The organism is Anaerocolumna xylanovorans DSM 12503, from assembly GCF_900143645.1.
Taxonomy (GTDB): Bacteria; Bacillota; Clostridia; order Lachnospirales; family Lachnospiraceae; genus Anaerocolumna; species Anaerocolumna xylanovorans.
Map to the genome: position 1 here is coordinate 1,214,664 of NZ_FRFD01000003.1, position 24,913 is coordinate 1,239,576.

Genomic DNA, 24,913 nt, shown 5'->3' on the forward strand with positions numbered 1-24,913 from the left:
CTGATATGGTTAAGTTATTTTTAACAGGCGCAATAAACTGTTCTTAAGCCCCTTATAATCCTTATATTTTATGCGAAGAAGAATACTTGCCGCTTTTCTGTAATACCTGACAAGGGGATGCCTCTTTCCCATAATTCGGTTAATCCGGTTCTTAAACTCCATATCTTCTATGACATAGGGAGGATGTTTTATCGGAAACTCTATCTCAAAAGCCGGCATATTAAAAATCTTCTGAATTCCCCTTGGCAACATCCTGATATCCGAAACCGAATGGGAAGCATTTGCTGTGACCCCAATGTTAGTAATCATATTTTTGGCGGGCACAATATTCAACCTGTGGTTTAAATGCATGCTGGCGCCTAAAATAGATTCGTAGTGGGCTTTCCCTGAGCGTTGATGTCTTTTGACCGTATTAATATACGCTCCTCCCTCCGAAAAAGAATCCAAATAGCTCTTAAGCTGCATCAGGTTAAAGGAATCCTTTAAGATACTGTATCCTTCATCCCAGGTATCTATCACCCGTTTCCAGGATGCCCATCCGCAGATGGAGCCGGAGGTCGTAAAGAGATAGTCATAAGGAGTATATTCACAAACTTCTGCATTGTTCATGCCGCATATCATATTTATCCTCTCATCCTCCCTATACCGTTCCAAAAGCTCTTTGCAAAAAGGAAAGAAACTAAGGGAGGGAACATCATCATCCTCTAACACGATTCCTTCTTTCTCTGTCTGGAACATCCATTTTTGTGCAATGTATTCCGAAGGATCACAACCAACATTCTCACTTTGAAAATAGGTATGTATCTCACAATTCCAGTCAATATCGAATGCAATAGCTCTGCACTTAATAATTCCTGCCATATCCTCTGACTTTCCCTTTCTGGGTCCGTCCTGATACAGATAAAGTCTGGAGGGCTTTGCTTGTTTTACAACTTCAAAGACCTTCTCAAACTGTTTTGGCCTGGCAAAGAATATCAAAAGCACGGCAATATCTATATTCGCCTCTTTCATACAGTTTCCTTTCTGCGCATTCTACAGCGCAAACTAATGAAATACCGAAACATAAGGAATAAGATTATTATCTCTTAGCATACGGTATATAAAAAATACTCCAAACAATGCCAGCGAAAAAAGAAGGATACACTTTCTCGTTATCTCCTTGTCATTATCCTTAGCCTTTAAGGACAGTATCCTGTCAAGCAGGATAATACTGGCGTAAAGATAGTAAAAGGCCGGTCTTTCTGCCGTTCTGGTAAACAAACGGAACAGCCAGAGGAGTATTGCAGCAAAATGCATATTTAAAAACAACAGACTGTCCTTATCCAGTTCCGTCAGTTCTTTTCGGTAAATGACCCCAAGAAAACCTATGATTAGCAGGATGATAAGAAAGATACTTCCGTTTCCTGTACTTTCGATACCGTAATCATAATCCATCCAGGCAGCCACCATGGAATAGAGTCTGTCAAAAAGAATTCCTGTTAAGCCATAGCCTAAAAGGATAGGGATGTGGTACTTTGCTTTCCAGGGAATACGTCCTAAGAAATAGGCCGGCAGGAAAAAAACGGCGGATTTATGAAAAAGGAAAGCTGCTCCTACTATCAAGAGGAATTGCAGGGGTTTTCTCTTTCTTATGGGTTCATAAGCCAAAAGGCACAGGGACATGGCAAGCGTCTGCCTTAATCCTGCTAAGGAAAAGGCAAAAAGCCCTATGGTATAGTAAAAATAAATGGCATATTTTTTATTATAGGCATAACGTTTTAAAAAGAAAAACAGACATATGCATATAATAGAAGAAGTAACCAGAAAGTAGAAAAAGGTACTAAGATTTATCTCACTTAGAAGCTTTGTAAACATATAAAAACCTGCTTCTTTTTTCCTTTCCAGATAAAAACGGAAGCTATATTTGGTAGAGTTAAAAAAATTATCCGCATACCTGCTATAATCACCGGTAACCGGAGATTTCAGTATCATCAGCAGATAAATAAGGAGGCAGGAAATAAGAAGAACCGGAGATTTTTTTCCCATAAGAATACCATCCTCGGAATATTTTGTCTCGCTTATTGTTAAGAGTGCCAAAACACCAAGTATAACAAGCACAGATATATATGGCAGCATTTTCCTTCCTCCCTTTCATCTTCCTTTAGTCAGAATATGTATGAAGAATTTATTTGGTGTCTGTCTGATTCTTTCCGTCCAGGAGCTTTTCAAAAACTTCTATGTACTCCCTTTCACAGGCTTCCTTGGAGAAATGCTTATTGGCATACCGGATGCAATGTTCGGAATAAAACTTCTTTCCATTCTTTCTAATCCTTAAGATACTTTGGCAGAATCCTTTCAGGCTGCTGCCGAAAACCGTATAACCGCAATGATTTCCCACAAGCTCCGTTAAGGCTGTGCTGGAACAGGCAACGACAGGTGTCCCGCAGGCTAAAGCCTCTGCAACGGTCTTCCCAAAGGATTCCTCCCTTGAGAGGGATACATAAACATCTGCTGAATTATACAATCTGACCAGACTATAGGGGTTATTCGTTGGAGGAACTGCTATGATATTGGGCGGAAGGATGAGCGTGTCGTTTATCTTTCCCACCAGTATGATAGTACAGTCAGAAAGCTTACCGGCAAGCTTTAAAAACCCCGAAAGTCCCTTGGCATTACACCAAATAGCTGCCACTGACAGAATCACAAACTTATCCTTTAGATTCAAGGTATTTTTGATGTCTTCCGCATCAGTGGGTTTAAAAATATCAAAGTCTATCCAGTTATAAATTCTTTTTATCAGATAAGCTTCTTTTAAAAAGGAGTATTTTGCCTGATTGGTTATCCAGTCTGAAACCCCTATTACTGCAAGCTTATGGATCCCGGTGAAATATTTCCTTTTATCCTCCCACATCTTGCTGCAGCGGTCAAAGAACCAGGAAGGAGGCGTATTTCTGTTATTCGGACACTTCCCGCACCCTTCTCTCCACTGGTAGCACCCGTTTACCGTATAGTGGGTGCAGCGTCCGGTATAAAACCAACAGTCATGCAGTGTAATCACCAAAGGAATATCATTTTTAGCCAGAAAGTCAAGCAGCCTGTTCAGGTTCAAAAAATTACCGTGAACATTACGAAGATGTACGATATCCGGCTTTTGTTCCTTGATATACTGTGTAAGCCGCCAGGTTGCCAAATAGGAATAATACCCTTGCAAGCCGCTTATTCTGGAACACAGGGCATGCACCTTTCTGTCTGTTGCCGTCCCAATTACATAATGCCCCTTATCCTTCTCTGCCTTCTTTTCTTTTTTCTTCAATGGCCTTTCCCTGTAAGCATAAGCGACAAGGCTTACATGCCCATTCCCTCTTAGAAACTCCTCTAATTCCATGGTGGTTCTACCCGTACTAAGAACTTTGTATACTTCATTGATTTGCAGAATCTTCATAAATCCTCCGTTCTTTTACCCATTCTTCTTTATAGCTTAGAAAAGTACGATACAAAGCCCTTTCAAATTCCGGCAGTTCTTCAAACCTTCCCTCATTTTTATGAAAGGCATAAAGGGTATCTGCTATCATTCCCAGTGAGGCCTGATATACCTTCGGTATGCCGTAATACCCATCCTCTCCTTTAAATCCCTCTTCCTTTAGAATCCTGCAAAATTCTTTTATAACATCCTCAATGCAGCATAAGTTTAAGATTGTATTTCTGTCATGAATTACTATGGGAAGTCCTCTTACAATGTTATAGCAAAATGTTGCAACGACGGAATTATAATTTGGTTTGGCACCGCTTCCAAAGAGATTCGTCAGCCGGTAAATATAAACTTTGCTTTTTAAGTTTCTCTCATAGGCTCTTAGTACTTCCTCTGCTGCCTTTTTACTCTTTCCGTAGGGAGATGGCACTATAGCATGAATAGAGGAAGCATATAGAATAGGACATGGATTATGAAATCTCACAAGCCCATTCCTAATCTCCTCTGTCAGTCTGACATTTCCCTCCGTAAAGTCCGTGATATTATCCGAACGGTTGACCCCCGCCAGGTGATAGATGAAGTCACAGCTTGCAAGATAGGAATCAACCTCTTCCTTCTTCGTCTGATGAAAGCTTTCATAAACGGTTATCCCTTCCATGTCCTTTAGGGCAGCCGTCATATGCCTGCCAAGGAAACCGCCCGCTCCGGTAACAAGAATATTCATATAGATATTGCTCTTTTCTTTCCACCACTTTGAAACATTCTATTCTACAGGCAGAATAAATATCCATGCTTTACGGGTTCTTAAAGTGCTCTAACTCCTTCATGATATAGGGAATGTTTAGAAGTTTTTCTTTCATCTCTTCTACGCCAAGCTGTGCCGCATTCTTGGAATTGTACTCCCTTGCCCTGCCTTTTCTTTTATCCCCTTTTGTAAAATAGATATCATAGTTTAGATCCCTGTTATCCGGCAGTATACGGTAGTAGTTCCCCATATCTACGGAAAGGAGGCTCTCTTCTCTTGTAAGCAGGGTTTCGTACATTTTCTCCCCATGGCGCATCCCGATAATTTTAATTCCCTCTTTATAGGAAAACAGCTCGCAAAGTGCAAGTGCAAGAGTCTTAATTGTACATGCCGGAGCCTTTTGGACCAGAATGTCTCCGCTTTTTCCTTCCAAAAAAGCAAAGATTACCAGTTCAACGGCCTCTTCCAAGGTCATGATAAACCGTGTCATTTCCGGCTTTGTTACCGTAAGAGGCTCACCGGCCTTCATCTGCTCTACAAACAAAGGAATTACCGATCCTCTGGAACAGGCTACATTTCCGTAGCGGGTTCCGCATATCTGGATTTTGTCCTCAGATACCATTCTGGCCTTTGCTGCCATAACCTTTTCCATCATAGCCTTTGAAGTACCCATAGCATTAATGGGGTAGGCTGCCTTATCCGTAGAAAGGCAGATAACCTTCTTAACTCCGGCTTCTATGGCTGCCGTAAGGACGTTATCCGTCCCAATGATATTGGTCTTAACCGCCTCCATAGGAAAGAATTCACAGGAAGGAACCTGCTTTAGGGCTGCACTGTGGAAAATGTAGTCTACACCGCAAAAGGCTTCCTTTAAGCTTTCTATGTTTCTTACATCCCCAATGTAATACTTTATTTTATTGGAATGATAGAAATGCCTCATATCATCCTGCTTTTTTTCATCTCTTGAAAAAATCCGTATCTCACCGATATTGCTTTCCAAAAACCGGTTAAGCACCGCATTGCCAAAGGAACCGGTACCACCAGTTATAAGAAGCACTTTATTTTTAAACATGAACTCCCTCCTTCTGCCTTTTTCTTTTTATAGGGACACAGGACAGTGATAAGTATCCGGATGGGCCGGATCAAAAACTTCATTTGCCCATATCAGAGTGTAAAGGTCTGACTCTCCCATATTAATCAGGTTGTGAGTGAAGCCGGGCGGAACTTCCAGGATACAAAGTTCATCACCTGAAAGAAAGTATTCTGTAATTTCCTTAGAGCCAACCCGCCTTAGCTGCAGGAGTGCCGTCCCCGAGATTACAAGGAATTTTTCACATTTAGTGTTATGGTAATGCTCTCCCTTTTTGATGCCGGGCTTTGTGATATTTAAGGAAATCTGTCCCCTGTCCTCGGTTTTTAAAATTTCTGTAAAGCTCCCTCTGTCATCCCTGTGGCTTAGCAGAGGTATTCTAAGCTCCTCTAAGGGAAGATAACTTAAATAGGTACTGTAAAGCTTCTTGGTAAAGGGGGTTTTCATATCAGGGATATAATTATTCTCTCTGGCCTTCTTAAAATTCCTTATCGTATCTGCCAGTTCTTTCAATGTAACAGTGTAACAATATTCGTCCGTAAGCCTGTAATAACCGTCTGCATCAGGGAGGATTTCCTCCTCTAAATGCCTTAAAAAGGAGTCTGTTACATCGTCCACATAATAAAACCGCATAAAGGTGTCCGGGTTATGAAGCTCAATGTCTCTTTCTCTTGCAATGTTATAGCAAAAAGTCGCTACAACAGAATAGGCACATGGCTTTGCCCATTTGCCAAAAGTATTGGTAAGCCGGTAAATGAAAACCTTGCTGTCATTCAATCTTTCATGTTCCCTTAACGCCTCTTCTGCCATACGCTTGCTTTTGGCATACTCAGTGTTTTGTACTGCCTGTATGGAGGAGGTATATAAGACCGGACATTTATTGCCGTTTTCTCTTAAAAGAGCAAGCAGCGTATGAAAGAATTCGTAATTGACCTTTAGAAATTCTTCTTCTCTTGTCGGTCTGTGTACTGCTGCAAAATGGTAGACGAAATCACATTCCTTTGTATATGCTTTCAAATCCTCTAAATCATTTGATTTGTCATAGGTATAAATCACATGCTCCGCACTCTGGGCGGCTATATTCGCAATCAGGTTCTTTCCTAAAAAACCGCCTGACCCGGTTACCAGTATCTTCATACCTTTCCCCCTAACAAACATCAAAAACATCAACCCGTTACCGGTTTTTATTATCATTTACAGCCATATCAAATAATTCTTTTATCTCATCTTTTATTTTCTCTTTTTGGTGTTCTCTCTGACCAAGTTCCCAGGCCCTTCTTTGGTATACTTCTATCTTATCCGGGTGCTTTACAAAATGTGATAATACAGGCAAAATATTTTCTTGCTTTCCGATACAAATTGCCGCTTTATTCTTCTTTAAATATCGGATACCCTCATTTTCATATGGTCCTATGGCAAGAACCGCACAGGAAGAAGCCAGACAGTCAACTACTTTTGTAGAAAAAGAGTACTTGGTCAGAAGTCTGTTTTTTAAGTCAAAGCTTTCCGTAAGAAGTGCAATATCTGATTCTTTATATATCTTTTTTAATTCATCCTGTGAAACAAAGTCTCTAAGAAAGACTGACCTGTCATCACAGAGCAGCCTTTGCTCTTTTTTATTTACTTTGTCCCTTGTATAAATTTCCAGGGTTATAAGTACCTCTTTCTCGTTAATAGCAGCAAGAGCCTCCGCAATGGCTGCAAGCGTCTTATTTCTGTTACAGTAAAGTCTCCCGGCATAGATTATACGAATGGGGCCGGTTACTTCTTTTTTGCTGTACTCCGTAAATTGCCCGCCTTTTCGAAGAATCCCGGCAGGTACTCCTAAATCCTCTTCCATCTCTTTTGCCTGTCTCTCCGATAAAGTTAAATATTTCGTATAAATAGATGCTGTTCTTCTTAAATCCCTCCGAAAAAGCAGCTTTCTGGTCCAGTAAAAGGGGGAAAAGTTTAACTGGCGCAGGGAATATTCATCATCACCGGTAAAGGTAATAACCGGGGCACCGGTGACAGAATGTAAAAGCCGTTCCATATATAACATTCTTCTGGAGTAAAAACGCAGGCTAAATATTACCTCCGGCCTGAAATCCTCCAGAAAATCCATTAACAGGCTGTCCTTAAAGTCACTTCTTAACCATACAAAATCCCTGCACAGCCTGGCTGTTCCTCCAAATGTATTTTTTATTACCCTATTAGAAATCCTGTTTACATCACGCATCTTCGCGGAACTCTCTGTTTCCCTGTAGCTTCTGGTGAAAAACCATTTGCCGGTTCCTTTCTTCGTTATAAGGCTTCGAGCAGCCATTTTATCGGTTATCTGGTAATATCTGCTGCAGCAGGGATTATTCGGTTCTCCGGAAGCCAAATATAGATTTGCCAAGGTGCCAGGAAAGTCCATGAACCAGTTTGTCATTACGTTACCAGGATAAATTCCATCATTCCAGATTTCTTCTGTCAGAACTAAAACCCTCATATCACATACCCCTTCTTTCCTTAAAATCAGTCTCTTACCTTATTGGCAAAAGCAGCACACAGCTCCGGTGCCAGATAAAAGCAGGTGAACATAAACTTATACCGCAGAGGAGTAACTTTACTGTATAACATCTTAAAATAAGCCTCCTCATAAAGTTTAAGAAGCTTTCCGGTGTCATTGGTATTCTTTTTATCCTTCTTGCAGCTAATATAAAAAAGCATCAGATTTAAGCAAAGATATTCCCAGGAATACTCTAAGAGCTCCTTATCCTTATCTGCAAAGAAACGTATTCTTTCCCTTAAGACTTCATAAAAGTCCGTGGGCTTATAATGGTTTTCCTTTCTGGTCGTACTTTCCGTATTTTTGTAATAGTAATATAATGGCCTGGCAGACAGCGCTATCTTGTCAGAGCGGTATAAGAACTTATAGCTTAAAGCTTCATCCTCGTAATTGAAATGATCACTTACGGGAAAATATAAGTCTTTCAACAGCTTTCTTTTATAGAGCTTACCTACTACACCTGACTTCATCTTCCTGCTTAGGATTGCCTCCTTTTTATCAAACACCAGTACTTTTCCTTTCATGGATACCCCTTTAAAATCAGAACCGCTTCCGGTATAGAGCTTACAGGCTGCCATCTGTGCTTTATGCCGTATACAGAGGGAAAGCAGATATTTTATGAAATGCTCATGGAGGAAATCGTCACTGTCTAAAAAAGTAATATATTTCCCTTTTGCATTTTTCAACCCCGTATTTCTGGCACTTGATATTCCGCCGTTTGCCTGATGCACTACCTTGATTCTCTCATCCAGCAAAGAAAGATTGTCACAGATGGCAGGACTTTTGTCTGTTGAGCCGTCATCAATTAAGAGTATTTCAAGATTTTTATAGGACTGCTTTCTGACACTTTCTACACAACGCCATAAGTATTTTTCTGTTTGATAGACAGGTATAATTACACTTACAAGAATATTTTCCTTCATTGCTATAACCATGCTCCTTTCAACCTTACCTCCATTACATAAATCATATTCCAGTCATTCTTCTTTTCGTATGAGTTGGAACTTCCCGCTTTTTTGCCGGCAGAGAGAGTCGGTAACCTCTAAGGTGATCTTTGTTCCCGGGCCAAAAAACTGCCTTAAAGCTGCAAGAATTCTTTCCCGTTCCCATACCGTATCCTTTCCTACCGGAATACAAAGCACATGTACCCCACCATCTTTCTTTTGTATAAACTGCATCTGGTTTACTGTCTTTAAGAGGCTGCTTACAAATACGGATAATTGGACCTCACTGACTCTTCCCTCCGCAGTTACTAAAAATGCAGCTTCCCTGCCGGAAATACCCTCTATTACAGGGTGGGAACTGTGACAGGGGCAGACAGTATCCTTATCAGCAGGAATTATCCTATCTCCTATATCATAACGGATAAGGGGCGTACCAAAGGTATCAAAGCCGGTAACTAAAAGCTTCATACCTCCTTCTGCCGGAAGATGCTCAAAAATTCCGGTATCAATAGCCTCATGGTAAGAGCCGCATCTGCACTGGATGATAAATGGAGCCCCCTCATTGGAAGCATATTGGTCTGTGAGGGGACAGCCAAAAACTTTTTCAATGGTTTCACGGTAAAAAGGCAGTACCGTCTCTGAGGTCGTAAATACTGCCTTTGGCTTAAAGGACGGCTTTATACCATTATCCTCCATATATTTGGCAACGGTATAAATGGCAGAGACAAACCCGTCAATGGCCGCCGGTTTATAACGGTTTAGATCTGCCACATAGTATGGCAGGTTTTTCTCTGTAAGATGGTAGGTAGAATAAAACCTCTGTCTCCCAATGTAATTATTCCTCCAGAAGATTGGCTTTTTCGGATTATCTTCTAGGATTTTCTTTCCGAAGAACCTGGCAGACCTCATTTTATTATTACGAACCCCAAAGGTAAGCTTATAGGCGTCCAGATAGGCCATTCGCTTTCTGACATCAATCTTTCGTTTCCTTACCCCCAAAGGAATACCTGTTGTTCCTCCGGTATAAAAGGTAATACTTCTCCTCTTTGGAATCGTATAAACATTTTTAATGTTATCTCTTAGAGTATCTTTTGAAAGGACAGGAAGCTTTACAATGTCAGCAGCGGATGTTATTTCCTCCCATGGTATGTTTTTATAGAATTCACGGTAGAAAGGGCTGTTTTTAACAGCATAATGCAGCAGACGGATGAATTTTTTGTCCTGGATTTTCTGTTCTTTTTTTGCATCCCTGTGGGTAGCTTTCGAGTAAAGTTTTAAGTACTTCTTATAAACTCCCCTATAGCGCTGCTGATACAAAAGCAAACCATAGAGGCTTACAGCTAGATTTTGAAGCGGAACCGGCAGCCGGTAATACATCAAAAGCATATATTCTTTCATTAACACACCCCTTTTACAGTCCCATAGTATTTAACAGGATGGTATTTATCTGTCTTACCTCAAACTTCTCCCTGCATAAGAGATAAGAGTTCTCTCCCATACTTTCACGAAGCTCTTTCTTTTGCAGCAACAGGTCAATTTTTTCTGCCAGGGAGGGACTGTCGCCTACCGGTACTAAAAATCCGTTGTATCCTTCGATAACGGTCTCTTTACAGCCGGGTGCATTGGTGGTTACAATTGCCCTTCCTGCTGCCATTGCCTCTACAATACTTCGTCCGTTCCCTTCATGATAGGAAGGCAGCACAAAAACGGAACATTTTTTCAGATATGGCCTTACATCATCGGCATATCCGCAGTAGGTAACTGCTCCGTCCTCCAGATAGGAAATAAGTTCTTCTTCTAAAATAGCGTCCTTATGCTCATCAAGTCCGCCTACCAATAGGAAATCTGCTTGTGGATGCTTTTTCTTAAGGCTGGAAGCTGCACTGCAATACTCCTTTACACCCTTTCCTTGTACCAGCCTTGCAGTCATACAGACACAAGGAGAATCAGGAATCGGAATTCTTTCAAAATGCTCCATATTTACTCCGGAACCGTTCACAATCACTTCTTTCCCTTTCTTTATGAGATGTCTCTTCCTCATACTTTTAAAGTCATCCTGATTCATAAAGAAGCACTTTTCGTTATGATGGAAAATAAAGGTATAAAACAGGCAGAGCATATTCCTTATCATAAAATCCTTTATTCCCTTCGTGTAGAATACAGTTTCCAATCCGGTAACAAAGGAGTAGATATGCTTTACTCTGCAAAGAATAGCAGCACTCCCGCCAAACACAATTGGTTTTGCCATAAAGAAAAAGCAGATATCCGGTTTCACTTTTCGAATCACATGGATATAACGAAAAAATACGGCCAGATTCTCCATAAGATTCATTCCGGTTCTGCTGCCTCCCACGGACTCATAGGAAGCTCCAAGAATCCTGATATCTGCCTCCATTAGTTCTCCGGATTCTGCGGATACACATATTACCTGATGTCCTCTTTTTACTGTTTCCTGAATAAAATCTTTCCTGAAATTAAGCAGAGCGGGTCCGTAGCTTGCCCCTATTAATACCTTCATAGCTGTTCATCCTTCCTGACACCCTCAAGTACTCTGTTCCAGTCAAAACCGCAGTTAAATAAAAAATCAAGGATTGACATATTCTCCTCGAAACCACCCCATTGCTGCGGGTAATCAAAAACTTTGTAATCCGTATAAGTAAGCATGATTCCTCTGTTTGCAAAATCCTCTTCACTTTGATAACTTTTTGCTCCCAGACCCGAATAATACTCATTTGCTTTAAGCAGTGTGCAAATATCTAAGATTCTCTTTTCTTTTTTGGAGTCCACCTTCAACTCCGAAGCCTTTACAATGGCAGTACGAAGTCCAAAGCCTGAAAGGATAAAATGATTGATCGTCATATTCATATCTGCCAGATTTTCATATTTTGTAAGAAGAAGCTCTCTTATTAACGGATATATCTCCTTGTAATACTTAGTCTTGCTGTAATTAGCAGCTAAGAGTGTCAGATGCTCTTCCTTCCAGCCAAGCTCATCCTTGGTTCGTACCTCATTAATGGCATCCTTAAAATGATAATCCAGAGGTATGGTCAGTCTTTTTCTTCCCTGGGGAGTTTTAATTACATTCCTATGGTGCATGTTATCATTGGAAAATTGGGCCTCATCCAGGTAAACAAACAAATCAGCCTTGGATATCTTATAAAAATACCCCAAATACGGAATATAGTCCGGCTGATGGATAGCAACTCTCATAGCTTCTTCCCTCTCTCTTTCTCAAGCTTTTGACTGTAGACATTCCTTCCAAGAAGTACGGTAACTGCTGTGGAAAAGGTAATTGCAATATCTTTCCTAAAGCTTATATTTTCAGCATAGGAAACATCCATCGTAAATTGCAGTTCTCTGTCTGCTGCTGCACGGTATTTCATATCTACCGTACAGAATAATCCCGGAAGGCAGGAAAATCTCTTTTCATATGGAAAATCTTCTTCTGAAGTCGTACCTTCCTCCGGTAAAATGGGTCTTGGTCCTACAATTGCCATATCTCCTTTTAAGATATTAATAAATTGCGGCAATTCATCCAGGCTGGTTCTTCTAAGAAATGCACCCGTTCCGGTTATTCTTTTATCTCCCTTAAAGGCCCGTATATCAGGATCTTCGTGATTCTCCTTCATCGTTCTGAATTTATATATTTTAAAAGGTACGCGGTTCTTTCCCAGCCTGTATTGAGTAAACAAAATTCCGCCGCCGTCCTCAAGCTTAATGATTATGCCTATAATAAGCAGCAGCGGAAACAAAAGTAATACGGCCGCAAGGCTAATTACAAAGTCAAACATCCTCTTTCCTTTTCTTTCATATAGCTTACTCATGCCTGCATTACCTCCGGATGAATACTTACGTTTCTTCCTTCTATACCTCTCTTTTGAATACAAGCTCAAATCCTTCCGCATATAAAAGTCCTGCCTGGCATCCTCTAAAGCTGGCAAGGCCTTTTATTGCTTCTTCACTTCTGGGGTGGGGGTACTCTCTCATAACTCCTTCATACTGGGATAGGGCATCCAGCTTTTTTAAAAGCCCGCTTTCTTTGATTTCTATAAATACATTGGGTATAAAGGGATGCAGGGAAGAATTGAGAGACCATTCCGTTGAAGAAGGAATTTCCATAAAGAACAGCTCCTTAACCGGCTTCCTGTCTGTATTCCTTTGAAAGAGCCGTATGGCTGCCTGACATGCCAGAGAAGTCTGGTGATGGTCATTGTTTACGTCTGCCGGATGATGGGTAAATACAACATCTGCCGCAGAGGCTATTAGGATTTCTTCTATAAATTGCACCAGCCTGATATGCGGAACAGTATTAAACTCAATATTCGGGAAGTTTCCCAGATAAACTTTTCTTACCCCCAGTATTTTGCAGCAGTTTATAAGGTCCTGCCTAAGTTTATTTATTTTTGGCCTGTTTTTTCTGGCTTTTGCTTCACCGCAAAGAATACACACCTCTACTTTATTTCCTTCTTCGGCTAATTTTCCAATCGTACCGCCTGCTCCTAATACTTCGTCATCGGGATGTGCTACAACAAATAAATAATTCATTTTTATAACCATGCTCCTTCCAAAGTCTGGAGACTTTGTGCGCAGCACAAATCTCCGGTTGAAAGAATATAATTCTTTCAACCTTTCCTCATTTCAGAAAATCCCTTAACCGTTTATTGACCTCAGATGGTTCCTTATAGGTAGGGACTGCCTCCTTTAAGGCCATCCGGATTTTTTCGGAAGATCCGGTTCTTACGGCTTCCTTTAACTGTTCAAGGGAATGGGTTATCAAAGACAACTCAAATTCTTCCTGCTTTTCAATAAATATCTTATGATTTACCGTTGCAGTTAGTTCGTTTTTATCCGCTATAAGTTCTTCATATAATTTTTCTCCCGGTCTTAAACCTGTTTCAATGATGTCAATATCCTTATATGGAATATATCCATTAAGTTTTATGAGCCTTTCTGCAAGCTTTAATATCCGAACCGGCTTTCCCATGTCAAGGACATATATTTCCGCACTTGAAGCCATTTCTCCCGCCTTTAATACCAGGCAGGCTGCCTCTGTTACCGTCATAAAATACCGTACAATATTTTTATCTGTCAGAGTAATCGGGCCTCCCTTATCTATCTGGGATTGAAAAAGGGGAATAACAGAACCATTGGAGCCTAACACATTACCAAAACGTACTGCTGCAAACCTGGTACTTTCACAATTCTTCATACTTTGAAGAAGCATTTCACAAAAGCGCTTACTGGCACCCATGACATTCGTAGGGTTTACAGCCTTATCAGTAGATATCAGAACAAACTTTTCTGCTTTATACTCTTTGGCAGCAGTTATGACATTATAGGTGCCAAAAATGTTATTTTTAACAGCTTCTGCTGGGCAATCTTCCATAAGCGGCACATGTTTATGGGCAGCTGCATGGAATACCAGCTGCGGATGATATTTTTTAAAAATACTATCTACAGCAAAACGGTCCTGAATAGATGCAATCTCTACCTTTAGGTTCAGGTTTTTGTGAGCACGGCTTAGTTCCTGCTGCAGCTCATAGGCATTATTTTCATAATTATCAAGAATAATAAGCTGTCCTGCACTTATAGCCTGCCTGCATATTTCAGAGCCAATGGTGCCTCCTCCTCCTGTCACAAGAATAACTTTATCCGTTAAAAAACTCTGTACATCCTCCTTCATAAGGCTGACAGGCTTTCTTCCCAGTAGCTCATCCGGTATTAGATTCAGTTTTCCTCTTTTGCAATGAATGATATCTTTACTGCTCAACTTAACTGCCCCTTCCCGGTCAGATTTTCTCTCAAAACTATATTAATATATTCTTTTATTTTCGATAATGTGACATTTGCATCCGTAAATCCCCTAAGACAGGTCGCATTATGTAACAATAAATCATATATATCATAAAATATAAAAGAACTATATTGTATGAAAGTTTTCATACAATTAATTTATAGTTTCGAAAGGAGCAGGAAAATTTAATGGTTTATACTGTAATGCAATTTATAATAATGCTACTGATACTCTTTATTTCCGGCATTTTTGCGGATAGAATTTTCCGACTTGTTGCTTTTTGCCGCAAAACCAGCAGCATCTTTACTGCCCTGATATTTAGTTTATTTATATTTCTTATTGATATCTGGGGATTGTTTATTTTTAAGGATATAACCCATTTTCCAATGCTGGTTGACTCCTTCGATTGTCTGCAGTTTACGAGAAGATTTATTATTCTAAGTCTTTTGATCGGCGCGGTAATAGGAGGAATTTCAGGTCTCTTCGGCTGGATTTTATGCAGGCTTCGCAGAGATACCTAAGAAAAAATAGGTCCGTAAGGGCCTATTTTTTTGCTTATATTATAAAAGTTCTTCATGATTTAGAGCCTCCAGAATTGATACCCTTTTTCCTGCCATCCTTTTTTATCAAGGATCCCTTTTATATCTATTAAGACTCTCTCTTCTGCCTTACCTGTACGGAACATCTTAAGAATTTCTTCTTCCGTTAAAGCCTTATATTCATCATGGGCAACGGCAAATACAATACAGTCTGCCTCCTTGATATCTTCCCTGGAAACGAGCTCTATTCCGTAATGCTTTTTCGTTTCCGCTCTATCTGCCAACGGATCGGATACAACAGGCTTAATACCGTACTCCTTAAGCTTTTCACAAATGTCCACGATCTTTGTATTTCTGATATCCGGACAGTTTTCTTTAAAGGTAATCCCAAGGATAACTACCTTACTGTCTTTCACCGGCCTGTTAGTAAGTATCAGTTTTTTTAGAATAATATCCGCGATGTATTCTCCCATTGCATCATTAATTTTTCGGCCGGAAAGTATAATCTGGGAATGGTATCCAAGCCGTTCTGCCTCAAATATGAAATAATATGGATCCACTCCAATACAATGTCCGCCCACAAGACCGGGATAGAAATTCAGAGAATTCCATTTCGAACTCATTGCTTCAATAACCTCTTTTGTATCTATCTGCATACGGTCAAATACCATAGCAAGTTCATTCATAAAAGCAATATTGATATCCCGCTGGCTGTTTTCAACGACCTTTGCTGCTTCTGCCACCTTAATGCTGCTTACCGGATACACCCCGGCAGTAATAATCTGACTGTAGACCTCTGCTATTTCCTTAAGACTTTCTTCATCCATTCCCGATACAATTTTTCTTATACTCTCAAGCCTGTGAACCTTATCTCCCGGATTAATTCTTTCCGGTGAATAACCTACCTTAAAGTCTTTTCCACAGGTTAATCCGGAGGCTTTCTCCAGAATAGGGATGCAGATTTCTTCCGTAACGCCAGGATATACCGTAGATTCATAAACAACAACAGAACCCTTTAAGAGATTTCTCCCAACAATCTTGCTTGCCGTTTCCACCGGATTAAGATCTGGCATTTTGTAAGAAGTAACGGGTGTGGGAACAGCGATAATGTGAAACTTTGCCATACGAAGCTTTTCTTCATCATTTGTGAATTCAATTGCTGCCTCTTTTATGGCTTCATCTCCAACTTCTCTGGTAGGGTCAATTCCCATCTGATATTTCTTTATGACTTCTATGCTGATATCATAACCGATAACATCGTATACTTTGGAGAAAGCCAAGGCCAGGGGCATGCCTACATAGCCAAGCCCTACAACAGAAAGACTTTCTTTTTTATTTAATAAATCCATTGCCAAACTCATAAAAACTACCTCACTCTTATTGCAGCACTCAAAATATAAATTTTTTATACTCCCCCCTCTTCCATATTATGATATCCCTTGCTTTTTGCCACAAAAAATAGACTGCCAGTAACCTGACAGTCTATTTTTCAAAGTGGTGTATTCAGAAGGAATCAGACGGTTTATAAGCTGATACAGCCTATTCCCCTTGCGCATAGTATGGTACAACAATATAGCCGCCTTCGTGGATAGTGTCGGAATAAAGGCGATTTGTTTCTTTAATCTCCCTGATATAAGAATTCATATCCTTATAGTCATCTGTTATGTATCTGCCGGCAATACTCCATAGAGTATCTCCTTTATTAATCTGTATGCTTACAACCTGTTTCTTGGAATCATGAAGTCTTTGTGCCGTTACGTCCGTTGGTTTTAAAAGAAAGGATATCATCAATGTTATTGCAATCAGAATCCCAAGCATTGCAACAAATTGCTTCTTATGCAGGAAGCGTCTGATATCTGCCGGTAACTGTCTTGTAATGAAAGCAAATGTTGATTGATTCATAATAATTCCTCCTATAATCTTATCTTCCGTAAATGGCATACTATATGAATTTTACAGTATAAAATAATGTTATACGAACGTATGTTGCGAACACATGTTGCGAACGTTTGTTTATGTTTTGATTATAATACCCAAACAAACGTTTGTCAATAACAATTTTTATATTTCCCCGGAAAAAAAAACTCAAAAAGCGAACATAAGTTTTGCATTCCGTGGGAAACCATGTTATAATGTTTGCAATGAAAGCATAAATATGACTTTTAATATATTAATATGATAAGTTTCAATTAAATGGAGGATATATGAATGAGTTATGGCAAAATAAGCCCCAAACAAAGGGAAATTCTTGAATATTTAAAACAGCAGACATTATCAAGAGGTTATCCGCCTGCTGTCAGAGAAATTTGTGAAGCAGTGAAGTTAAAATCTACCTCTTCCGTACATTCACATTTAGAAACTCTGGAAAAAAACGGATACATAAGGCGTGACCCATCAAAGCCAAGAGCAATTGAAATTACAGATGATACTTTCAATTTATCCAAAAGGGAGATGGTCAATGTTCCAATTGTCGGAACTATTACAGCCGGTCTGCCTATACTTGCAGTTGAAAATATTGAAGGTTATTTTCCTATTCCCTCAGAGTATATGCCCAATGAAGAGACCTTTATGTTAAAGGTAAAGGGTGAAAGCATGATTAATGCCGGTATTATGGATGGGGATCAGATACTTGTCCAGAAACAGCCCCATGCTTCAAACGGTGATTTTGTTGTAGCTCTCATAGAAGACTCTGTGACAGTAAAAACCTTTTATAAAGAAGACGGTTATTACCGTTTACAGCCTGAAAACGATACTATGAAGCCAATAATCGTAAAAGAACTTGAAATCCTCGGAAAGGTTATCGGACTATTCCGTATGTTCTGAACGGCCGCTGTTTAAGGCAGAATTTATAATCATGTAAGCATTATTCATTAATTTATCCCAGGTTTTTTCACCCAGTTTGTGAACAATAATTCTTCTGGCCTCCCCTATAACAGGAGGCCGGAAAGATATATTATGGCAATCGCTGCCCAGTAAATCTACATATCCATTTTCTATCAGGCTTAAAGCCCTTCTTTTTGTATCCGGTTTAATAACTGCAGAGGTATTCATTTGCAGAAGACATCCCATGTTTTTTAATTTCTTTAAAAGCTTTTTGTTTCTCATAAGCGGTTTATAGCGGTCTATATGCGCAATGATTGGATTAACATTATAATACCCTATTAGTTTATCAATATCCTCCATATATTCACCTGTCCAGGATTTCATGGCAGGCAATTCTATGAGCAGATAACTGGTATTCTCAATGCAAAGTGGTTTTAAATCATTATTGTTGTAAAGGTAACGGTGGAGATGGGTTTCACTGGCAGCGATCAGCTCTATTTTACTGTGGGACACGGCTTCCATGGCATTGGCTCTTTTCTTAACGAATTCCTCCAATGTCATTTCCATGGGATAAAAATGAGGTGTGCATACAGCTGCAGTTACCTTTTGGTAGTACAGGTATTCTGTCATCATAATTGCTTCCTCACTTGATGAAGCTCCGTCATCAATGCCAGGTAATATATGAGTGTGCATATCAACCATACTTATCTCCAATCCTGCGCAGTTCTTTGCGTATACCCACGCCTTTGCGCATTTGCAATTTGTATTTACCTTTTTATTTGTTATCCGGGTTATAATAATAATATTTTGACTTATACCCTCCTAAATCCCTTTCAGAGATTCCATTTAAAACAACTCCAAGAATATTTGCTCTTGCATAACGGTATTTCATGAGTGCATTATCTATATCCGTATAAGTTGTTTTATTTTCCCTGACTACCAATATGGCACCATCGGTACTCTTAATAAAGCTTAAGGAATCCGCTACGATATTAATTGGCGGTGTGTCTAATATAATATAATCATATTCCGCTTCCAGCTCTTTTATTAATAATTCCATCTGTCTGCTTCCTAAAAGCTCGGATGGGTTAGGAGGTATTGATCCCATAGGCATGATGTGAAGATTATCGTAAGGTGTAATGTAAAGACATTCTTTTAAAGAATTAATATTAGACAAGAAATCACTAAGACCTGGTTGGCTCTTACCTTTAAAATGATGATGAATCCTTCCTTTTCTTAAATCACAGTCAATCAAAAGCACCTTATATCCTGCGTGTGCTATGGCAATTGAAAGATTTATACTTATTGTGCTCTTACCGTCCTCCGGGGAGGGACTGGTAATTAATATTTTCTTACACCCCTCTTTTCGGATAGAAAATCTTAGGTTTGTACGGAGGGTCTTATAGCTTTCCGCAACCAAAAAGGAGTTTTGACGGTTTTGTATTTTCTCTGGTTTCATGAAATTTTCGCCTTTTATTAGAATCCCTTTTAATTCCAGAAGTATTTTATTTTTTCTGCTGCTATTTACCGGAGAAAAATCTGGTATGCATCCAAGCAAAGGAGTATCATAATGCTTTAATAAATCCTCCTGATTTATCACCTTCAGATTGAGAATTTCCTTTAACACAAACAGGAAAAAAGCCAGAAAACCGCAAACTATACCGCCAAGCAATGTGTTTAGTAAAATATTGGGACCGGAAGGTGAGGTGGGACAAACCACGGGATCTACTACGTATATCATGGAATTTGTTTTAATTTTCTCAATCAGTTTAGGAACAATCATCTCCATACTCTTAACTAAGCGGTATGAATCGTTAGGATTATTACTGGTCAAGGTTATGGAAAATATTTCTGTATTTTGAATTGCCTTTATTTCCGTCATATTTCTTAAATCAGTTACACTGTAAGGAAGTCCGCTTAATTCCAAAACCTGTGAGTAGAACTGTCTTGTATTTAGAAAATTTATATAAGTTTCTGCTATTTTTTGCGCATAATCTAATTCTGACAAGTTGGCAGAGGTACTCTCTATCGTACTTACATAGAACTGTGAGGAAGCTGTATATGTCTTATCAACAAAATACCTGGTATATAGAAAGCTCAATAAAAGTCCTGCAAAGGTACATGCTGCTATCAAAATAAACCTCTTTTTTATAAGGTAGAGGATATCTCTCACTGTAAATTCCATTCTGAACCGTTCCTTTCCGGATAGATTTTGTTTTATTCTATGAGGTGAAAAGGATTTTCGGTACATTTATGAAGAAAAAGGTAAAAAAAAGTGCTGCAATACATGCAGCACCGGTTATGGCCAATCTTAAACTTCAAGTTGCTCTTTTGAAATAGTTTTACCGTCTCTCCAGATACGTTCCAAATCGTAGAATAAGCGGTCTTCCTTAGAAAAGATATGGACAACTACATCGCCGTAATCCATTAATATCCAGCTTGCAGAACGTATCCCTTCTATTCTTTTGGGTTCATATCCATGTTTCGACAGCTCCCCCGTTACATTATCTACCAATGCCTGAACCTGTGAAGAATTAGTTCCGTTGGCAATAATAAAATAGTCGGCTATTACTGTGATTTTTCCGATTTCGATTACCTTAATATCTTCTGCTTTTTTATCATCCAAAGCTTCATAGGCCAGCTTTGCAATTTCCTTTGCTATATTCATTGATACTCCTTTACTCTTTACACAATTTCCTTTTATAAAAATTATAGGTGTCGGCTGTGGTTTCATCTATCAGTTTACCTGATTCCATCAGGTAAGCTATGGTATCCCCTAATATACGATATACAGCTTCATCCAGATTTTCAAAGGATAGTTTTCTTATATCATCCAAATTAAAGATATCGGACAGGGTTCGATTGGGTTCAATATAATCTGCCACAAATATGATTTTTTCAAGAGTCGTCATATCCGGCTTACCTGTTGTATGCCAGGTGATAGCAGAAAGGATTTCCTCATCTTCTATATTATATACAGTTTTTGCATAAAATGCTCCAAGCTTTGCATGAAGAAGGTCAGGTTTTAGCATCTCGACCTGTTTTACCGGCACTCCTTTGTCTATGCACTCCTTTAGCATTTCCTCTCCTGTCATGTATTTTGCACAATCATGCAGAAGTCCTGCTAATACTGCCTTTTTATAATCGGCACCAAAAGCCAGCGCCATGGAAAATGCTGTTGTCATCACACCAAGAGAATGCAAATACCTTTTCTTTGGCAGAATATCTTCTAAGCTTTTTTCAAGTTGATATAAATCTTCTTTCATCATTTTATCCCCCATGCCTTTCCCAAAGACTGCAAACTTTGGGCCGCAGGCACAAATCTGCGTTTGAAAAATCTTGATTTTTCACACTACTCTCTTCCTGAAAATAATTGATGCTCCCTGATATAATCACACACGGCATCCGGAACATAATACCTGATTGATTTTCCCGCACCTGCCATATTCCTTAAATCGTGGGAAGCTATCTCCAAATAAGGGGTATTGAGGATGTGAATAATGGCACCATACTTCGACTTTAAGTATTCTGCCTGGTCTTTTAATTCCTGTCTGGTCTCATTCCCTCTGACAGCAGCCACGATATGAGCCAGTCTAAATATTACGGCAGGCTCCCACCAGGATCCCATCTGAAACAGGGAATCAGCTCCCATAATAAAATAATAGGTCACATCCGGGTTCTTACTTTTAAGCTCCTGTAAAGTATCTGCCGTATAAGTCGTACCTTCCCGCTCAAGTTCTATACGGGAAAGCTCAAAGGAAGGGTTGTCCTGAATGGCTAACTTAACCATCTCTTCTCTGTGCCAATCTTCCGTTATTATTTCATTTCTCTTATGGGGAGGCTTTTTAGAAGGCATAAAAAGTACCTTATCAAGCGCAAGCTGTTCCAATGAGCTTTGTGCCAGAATGAGATGCGCCATATGAATCGGATTAAAGGTTCCACCCATAATTCCTATTTTCATCATATTTATAACCATGCTCCTTCCAAAGTCTGGAGACTTTGTGCGTAGCACAAATCTCTGGTTGAAAGAATATAATTCTTTCAACCTTCCACCCATTGCATACCTTCATTCGTATTATTTCGGTAACTCTATCTTTTTCTTGGTTTTTGACTCTCTGTATAAAACAAATTTTTTTCCAATAACCTGAATTACCTCAGAACGGGTACGCTCTGCGACTGTTCTGGCAATCTCATTAGGATCATCCAGACAATTCTTAAGAACTGTTACTTTAATAAGCTCTCTGGATTCAAGAGCTTCATCAAGTCCCTGTGTCAGTTCAGGCGTAAGACTTGCTTTTCCAACCTGATAGATAGGCTCTATATTCATTGCAAGTCCTTTTAAATACGCTCTTTGTTTGCTCGTCATTTGTTTCCCTTTCTACTTGTAGTAATCAAAATGCAGGCCATACATTTTAACAGTATCGCCTTCTTCAATACCCAAAGTCTCCAGCTCATCAAGAATACCGCTATCCTTTAAGAAGTGCTGGAAGAATTCAAAGCCTTTTTCGGAATCCAGATTGGTGTAGCCTAACATTCGCTCAATTCTGGGACCTTCTACTACAAAGAGATGCTCTTCTTCCTTCACGACAGTATAAGGTTCGTTGCCAAAATCAATGGCAGAAGGATCAAATTCTCTCTCAAATACAACCGGCTCCGAAGGCAGACTGTCCAGTAATTCCTTTAGATAAAAAAGCAGCTCCCTTACACCTTTACCGCTTACAGCTGATATGGGAAATACTTTGATTCCTGAAGGCTCAAAAGCATCCTTTAAGGTCTTAACAGCCTGTTCCTCTTCTTCCCCGTACAGAATGTCAAGCTTGTTGGCTGCTATTACCTGAGGCTTACTTGCAAGTTCCTCGTTATATGCTCTAAGCTCATTGTTTATAGTCTCTATATCGGATATTGGGTCTCTTCCCTCCACACCGGCAGCATCTACCATATGAATGATGACCTTAGTGCGTTCAATATGCTTTAGAAATTCATGCCCCAGTCCGATTCCCTGTGAAGCTCCTTCAATTAATCCCGGTATATCTGCTATTACAAAGCCATCACCATTTTCCAAATCCACTACTCCAAGATTGGGATTCAGAGTTGTGAAATGATAATTGGCAATCTTAGGCTTGGCATTGGTTACACGGGAGAGAAATGTGGACTTTCCTACATTCGGAAATCCTACCAGGCCAACATCGGCAATTACCTTAAGCTCCAGGGTAACATTAAGTTCCTTGGCCTTTTGCCCCGGCTGGGCATACTTTGGAACCTGCATGGTAGCCGTTGCATAATGCTGGTTACCCTTGCCTCCTCTGCCACCCTTTAGGATAACCTCTTTGCGGTTTCCATGGGACATATCCGCTATTACCTTGCCGGATTCCGTCTCTTTGATAACGGTACCTTCCGGTACCTTTAGGATTAGATCCTCTCCGTTTTTTCCATGGCAGTTTTTCTTGCCGCCGGTATCTCCGTCCTCAGCCATGTATTTTTTTACAAAACGGTAATCCGTTAAGGTATTCAGATTCTCATCCACCTCAAATATAACGTCACCGCCCTTGCCGCCATCTCCTCCGTCAGGACCTCCTGCCGGAACAAAAATTTCTCTCCGAAAGCTTACATGACCGTCTCCACCTTTACCGGAACGTATATATATCTTTGCACTGTCTGCAAACATTGTATCACCTCTTTCCTTCATTACAAATACTATGTTCAAATACTCCTTTATCATGAACAAACCCCACATTCATGAATAAATCAAGAATCTGGGGTCCTAAAGTTTCATCTTATTTGGATTCTACCGGATAAACAGAAGCCTGTTTCTTGTCTCTGCCTTTTCTTTCGAAACGAACAACACCATCAACTAATGCAAATAAGGTATCATCTCCGCCACGGCCTACGTTAACGCCGGGATGAATTTTGGTACCGCGCTGTCTGTAAAGGATGTTACCAGCCAAAACAAACTGTCCGTCGGCTCTTTTAGCTCCTAATCTCTTGGACTCGGAATCTCTGCCGTTCTTGGTAGAACCAACACCCTTTTTATGAGCGAACAACTGAAGGTTCATCTTTAACATAACCTACACCTCCTTGAATAAATGCCGCAGGAAAACCCGCTAAACAAATTTAATGTACTGCTTTCCGTAATCTTCCCTGATCCCATTAAGCCCGAGAAAAAGGGAATTTAATAACAAAGTTGAATCATTACCAGGTTTTGAAATAATCCTAAAATCTATCATACCTTCATCTTCTTTTAACTCAAAAGTATCGGAAGTAAAGGTCTCAATAGAATTAACGGTATTAATGATAAGGGCTGAAACGGCTGCACATACTATATCATGTCCGCTTTCTGCAAAGCCTGCATGTCCCATACTGTGAAAACCCACCATTTTTCCGTCTGCATCTTTATATACGGATATTGTTATCATAACTTAACCCTATGGTTATGCGTTGATTTTTTCAATCTTAACCTTGGTATATGGCTGCCTGTGACCGTTCTTCTTGTGGTATCCGGTCTTTCTCTTATAACGGTAAACAATAACTTTCTTGTTCTTGCCTTCTTCTACTACTGATGCAGTAACTGTTGCTCCGGCTACCGTAGGGTTTCCTGCTACGAAAGAACCATTGTTTACAGCAAGTACCTGGTCAAAGGTATAAGTTGTTCCAGCTTCTAAACCAAGCTTCTCTACTTTAATGATATCGCCTTCGGCTACTTTGTACTGTTTACCACCTGTTGCAATAATTGCGTACATATGGCACACCTCCTATTATCATTACTCGCCAGCTATGGTATCCATAAAATTGAAATGAATTTCAAAACCTCGCTGTGCGGCACACTAAGATAGTTTAGCATATCAGCCATTAATTGTCAACAGGTAAATATAATAAGTTTCAGGTAAGCTTTATTCAAAATATGAATACATTCTCTTGACAAAGTATATCAGAGTGATATATTCTTTTTTATGAAAATATATCACTCTGATATATTGCTATCTTAGAATAAGATAATTTA

The 24,913-nt window shown here is 39.7% G+C and carries 28 protein-coding genes; 2 read left to right on the plus strand and 26 right to left on the minus strand.

The window, feature by feature from the left end; translation table 11 throughout:
• Nucleotides 1-9: 9 nt before the first annotated feature.
• The 14 genes from BUF11_RS05145 to BUF11_RS05210 all read right to left on the minus strand — a co-directional run bounded on the left by BUF11_RS05145 (nucleotide 10) and on the right by BUF11_RS05210 (nucleotide 14,530).
• On the minus strand, nucleotides 10-1,011 hold the full coding sequence (locus BUF11_RS05145) for a hypothetical protein (protein ID WP_073587664.1): 1,002 nt from the start codon (nucleotides 1,009-1,011) through the stop codon (nucleotides 10-12).
• Between the two features lie 33 nt (nucleotides 1,012-1,044).
• Nucleotides 1,045-2,115 carry an EpsG family protein gene (locus BUF11_RS05150; RefSeq protein ID WP_073587665.1) on the minus strand — a complete coding sequence of 357 codons (1,071 nt, stop codon included), beginning with the start codon at nucleotides 2,113-2,115 and terminating at the stop codon, nucleotides 1,045-1,047.
• Nucleotides 2,116-2,164: 49 nt separating this feature from the next.
• Entirely contained in the window at nucleotides 2,165-3,421 is a 1,257-nt protein-coding gene (locus BUF11_RS05155; protein WP_073587666.1) for a glycosyltransferase, read from the minus strand.
• Complete coding sequence (locus tag BUF11_RS05160; RefSeq protein ID WP_073587667.1) at nucleotides 3,399-4,172, minus strand: NAD-dependent epimerase/dehydratase family protein; 774 nt, start codon at nucleotides 4,170-4,172, stop codon at nucleotides 3,399-3,401. The genes BUF11_RS05155 and BUF11_RS05160 overlap by 23 nt, the downstream gene beginning before the upstream one ends.
• 70 nt (nucleotides 4,173-4,242) lie before the next feature.
• Nucleotides 4,243-5,265: a polysaccharide biosynthesis protein gene (locus tag BUF11_RS05165; RefSeq protein ID WP_073587668.1), complete on the minus strand. Its 1,023-nt coding sequence runs from the start codon at nucleotides 5,263-5,265 to the stop codon at nucleotides 4,243-4,245.
• Between the two features lie 27 nt (nucleotides 5,266-5,292).
• Nucleotides 5,293-6,420, minus strand: coding sequence for a polysaccharide biosynthesis C-terminal domain-containing protein (locus tag BUF11_RS05170; protein ID WP_073587669.1), 1,128 nt, complete (start codon nucleotides 6,418-6,420; stop codon nucleotides 5,293-5,295).
• A 37-nt stretch (nucleotides 6,421-6,457) separates the two neighbouring features.
• Entirely contained in the window at nucleotides 6,458-7,756 is a 1,299-nt protein-coding gene (locus BUF11_RS05175) for a glycosyltransferase family protein (protein WP_073587670.1), read from the minus strand.
• A 26-nt stretch (nucleotides 7,757-7,782) separates the two neighbouring features.
• Nucleotides 7,783-8,739 (minus strand): glycosyltransferase family 2 protein, encoded by a 957-nt coding sequence (locus BUF11_RS05180; protein ID WP_175561976.1) that lies wholly within the window; start codon nucleotides 8,737-8,739, stop codon nucleotides 7,783-7,785.
• A gap of 54 nt (nucleotides 8,740-8,793) precedes the next feature.
• On the minus strand, nucleotides 8,794-10,158 hold the full coding sequence (locus BUF11_RS05185; RefSeq protein WP_073587672.1) for a phenylacetate--CoA ligase family protein: 1,365 nt from the start codon (nucleotides 10,156-10,158) through the stop codon (nucleotides 8,794-8,796).
• A 13-nt stretch (nucleotides 10,159-10,171) separates the two neighbouring features.
• Nucleotides 10,172-11,278, minus strand: a complete 1,107-nt coding sequence (locus tag BUF11_RS05190; protein WP_073587673.1) for a glycosyltransferase family 4 protein — start codon at nucleotides 11,276-11,278, stop codon at nucleotides 10,172-10,174.
• Nucleotides 11,275-11,970, minus strand: a complete 696-nt coding sequence (locus BUF11_RS05195) for a WbqC family protein (RefSeq protein ID WP_073587674.1) — start codon at nucleotides 11,968-11,970, stop codon at nucleotides 11,275-11,277. The genes BUF11_RS05190 and BUF11_RS05195 overlap by 4 nt, the downstream gene beginning before the upstream one ends.
• A complete protein-coding gene (locus tag BUF11_RS05200; RefSeq protein WP_073587949.1) occupies nucleotides 11,967-12,584 on the minus strand; it encodes a sugar transferase in 618 nt (205 codons plus the stop codon). The genes BUF11_RS05195 and BUF11_RS05200 overlap by 4 nt, the downstream gene beginning before the upstream one ends.
• A 40-nt stretch (nucleotides 12,585-12,624) precedes the next feature.
• The gene (locus BUF11_RS05205) at nucleotides 12,625-13,305 is read right to left on the minus strand and encodes a PIG-L deacetylase family protein (protein ID WP_073587950.1); all 681 of its coding nucleotides are present in this window, start codon (nucleotides 13,303-13,305) and stop codon (nucleotides 12,625-12,627) included.
• Nucleotides 13,306-13,393: 88 nt separating this feature from the next.
• A complete protein-coding gene (locus BUF11_RS05210) occupies nucleotides 13,394-14,530 on the minus strand; it encodes a UDP-N-acetylglucosamine 4,6-dehydratase family protein (RefSeq protein ID WP_073587675.1) in 1,137 nt (378 codons plus the stop codon).
• Nucleotides 14,531-14,742: 212 nt separating this feature from the next.
• On the opposite strand from BUF11_RS05210, the gene BUF11_RS24260 reads away from it, so the two are divergent.
• A complete protein-coding gene (locus BUF11_RS24260; protein WP_073587676.1) occupies nucleotides 14,743-15,075 on the plus strand; it encodes a hypothetical protein in 333 nt (110 codons plus the stop codon).
• Between the two features lie 59 nt (nucleotides 15,076-15,134).
• Here the strand turns inward: BUF11_RS24260 and BUF11_RS05220 are convergent, their stop codons facing one another.
• Complete coding sequence (locus tag BUF11_RS05220) at nucleotides 15,135-16,454, minus strand: nucleotide sugar dehydrogenase (RefSeq protein WP_073587677.1); 1,320 nt, start codon at nucleotides 16,452-16,454, stop codon at nucleotides 15,135-15,137.
• 178 nt (nucleotides 16,455-16,632) lie between these two features.
• Complete coding sequence (locus tag BUF11_RS05225; protein WP_175561977.1) at nucleotides 16,633-16,995, minus strand: LysM peptidoglycan-binding domain-containing protein; 363 nt, start codon at nucleotides 16,993-16,995, stop codon at nucleotides 16,633-16,635.
• Nucleotides 16,996-17,301: 306 nt separating this feature from the next.
• Here BUF11_RS05225 and lexA point away from each other — a divergent pair, with 306 nt between their 5' ends.
• Nucleotides 17,302-17,916: a transcriptional repressor LexA gene (gene lexA / locus BUF11_RS05230; protein WP_073587678.1), complete on the plus strand. Its 615-nt coding sequence runs from the start codon at nucleotides 17,302-17,304 to the stop codon at nucleotides 17,914-17,916.
• Here the strand turns inward: lexA and BUF11_RS05235 are convergent.
• The 10 genes from BUF11_RS05235 to rplU all read right to left on the minus strand — a co-directional run bounded on the left by BUF11_RS05235 (nucleotide 17,899) and on the right by rplU (nucleotide 24,653).
• Nucleotides 17,899-18,618, minus strand: coding sequence for a CpsB/CapC family capsule biosynthesis tyrosine phosphatase (locus BUF11_RS05235; RefSeq protein WP_073587679.1), 720 nt, complete (start codon nucleotides 18,616-18,618; stop codon nucleotides 17,899-17,901). The genes lexA and BUF11_RS05235 overlap by 18 nt on opposite strands.
• 73 nt (nucleotides 18,619-18,691) lie before the next feature.
• Nucleotides 18,692-20,167, minus strand: a complete 1,476-nt coding sequence (locus BUF11_RS05240) for a polysaccharide biosynthesis tyrosine autokinase (protein WP_084558456.1) — start codon at nucleotides 20,165-20,167, stop codon at nucleotides 18,692-18,694.
• Nucleotides 20,168-20,227: 60 nt separating this feature from the next.
• Entirely contained in the window at nucleotides 20,228-20,584 is a 357-nt protein-coding gene (gene rsfS, locus BUF11_RS05245; RefSeq protein ID WP_073587681.1) for a ribosome silencing factor, read from the minus strand.
• A gap of 10 nt (nucleotides 20,585-20,594) precedes the next feature.
• Nucleotides 20,595-21,185, minus strand: coding sequence for a bis(5'-nucleosyl)-tetraphosphatase (symmetrical) YqeK (yqeK, locus tag BUF11_RS05250; RefSeq protein ID WP_084558457.1), 591 nt, complete (start codon nucleotides 21,183-21,185; stop codon nucleotides 20,595-20,597).
• 83 nt (nucleotides 21,186-21,268) lie between these two features.
• The gene (nadD, locus tag BUF11_RS05255; protein ID WP_073587953.1) at nucleotides 21,269-21,880 is read right to left on the minus strand and encodes a nicotinate-nucleotide adenylyltransferase; all 612 of its coding nucleotides are present in this window, start codon (nucleotides 21,878-21,880) and stop codon (nucleotides 21,269-21,271) included.
• Nucleotides 21,881-21,991: 111 nt separating this feature from the next.
• Nucleotides 21,992-22,282 carry a ribosome assembly RNA-binding protein YhbY gene (gene yhbY, locus BUF11_RS05260; RefSeq protein ID WP_073587682.1) on the minus strand — a complete coding sequence of 97 codons (291 nt, stop codon included), beginning with the start codon at nucleotides 22,280-22,282 and terminating at the stop codon, nucleotides 21,992-21,994.
• A 12-nt stretch (nucleotides 22,283-22,294) separates the two neighbouring features.
• A complete protein-coding gene (gene obgE, locus BUF11_RS05265; RefSeq protein WP_073587954.1) occupies nucleotides 22,295-23,581 on the minus strand; it encodes a GTPase ObgE in 1,287 nt (428 codons plus the stop codon).
• 109 nt (nucleotides 23,582-23,690) lie between these two features.
• Entirely contained in the window at nucleotides 23,691-23,978 is a 288-nt protein-coding gene (rpmA, locus tag BUF11_RS05270) for a 50S ribosomal protein L27 (protein WP_073587683.1), read from the minus strand.
• Nucleotides 23,979-24,017: 39 nt separating this feature from the next.
• A complete protein-coding gene (locus BUF11_RS05275; protein WP_073587684.1) occupies nucleotides 24,018-24,329 on the minus strand; it encodes a ribosomal-processing cysteine protease Prp in 312 nt (103 codons plus the stop codon).
• A gap of 15 nt (nucleotides 24,330-24,344) precedes the next feature.
• A complete protein-coding gene (gene rplU / locus BUF11_RS05280) occupies nucleotides 24,345-24,653 on the minus strand; it encodes a 50S ribosomal protein L21 (protein ID WP_073271965.1) in 309 nt (102 codons plus the stop codon).
• Nucleotides 24,654-24,913: the final 260 nt, after the last annotated feature.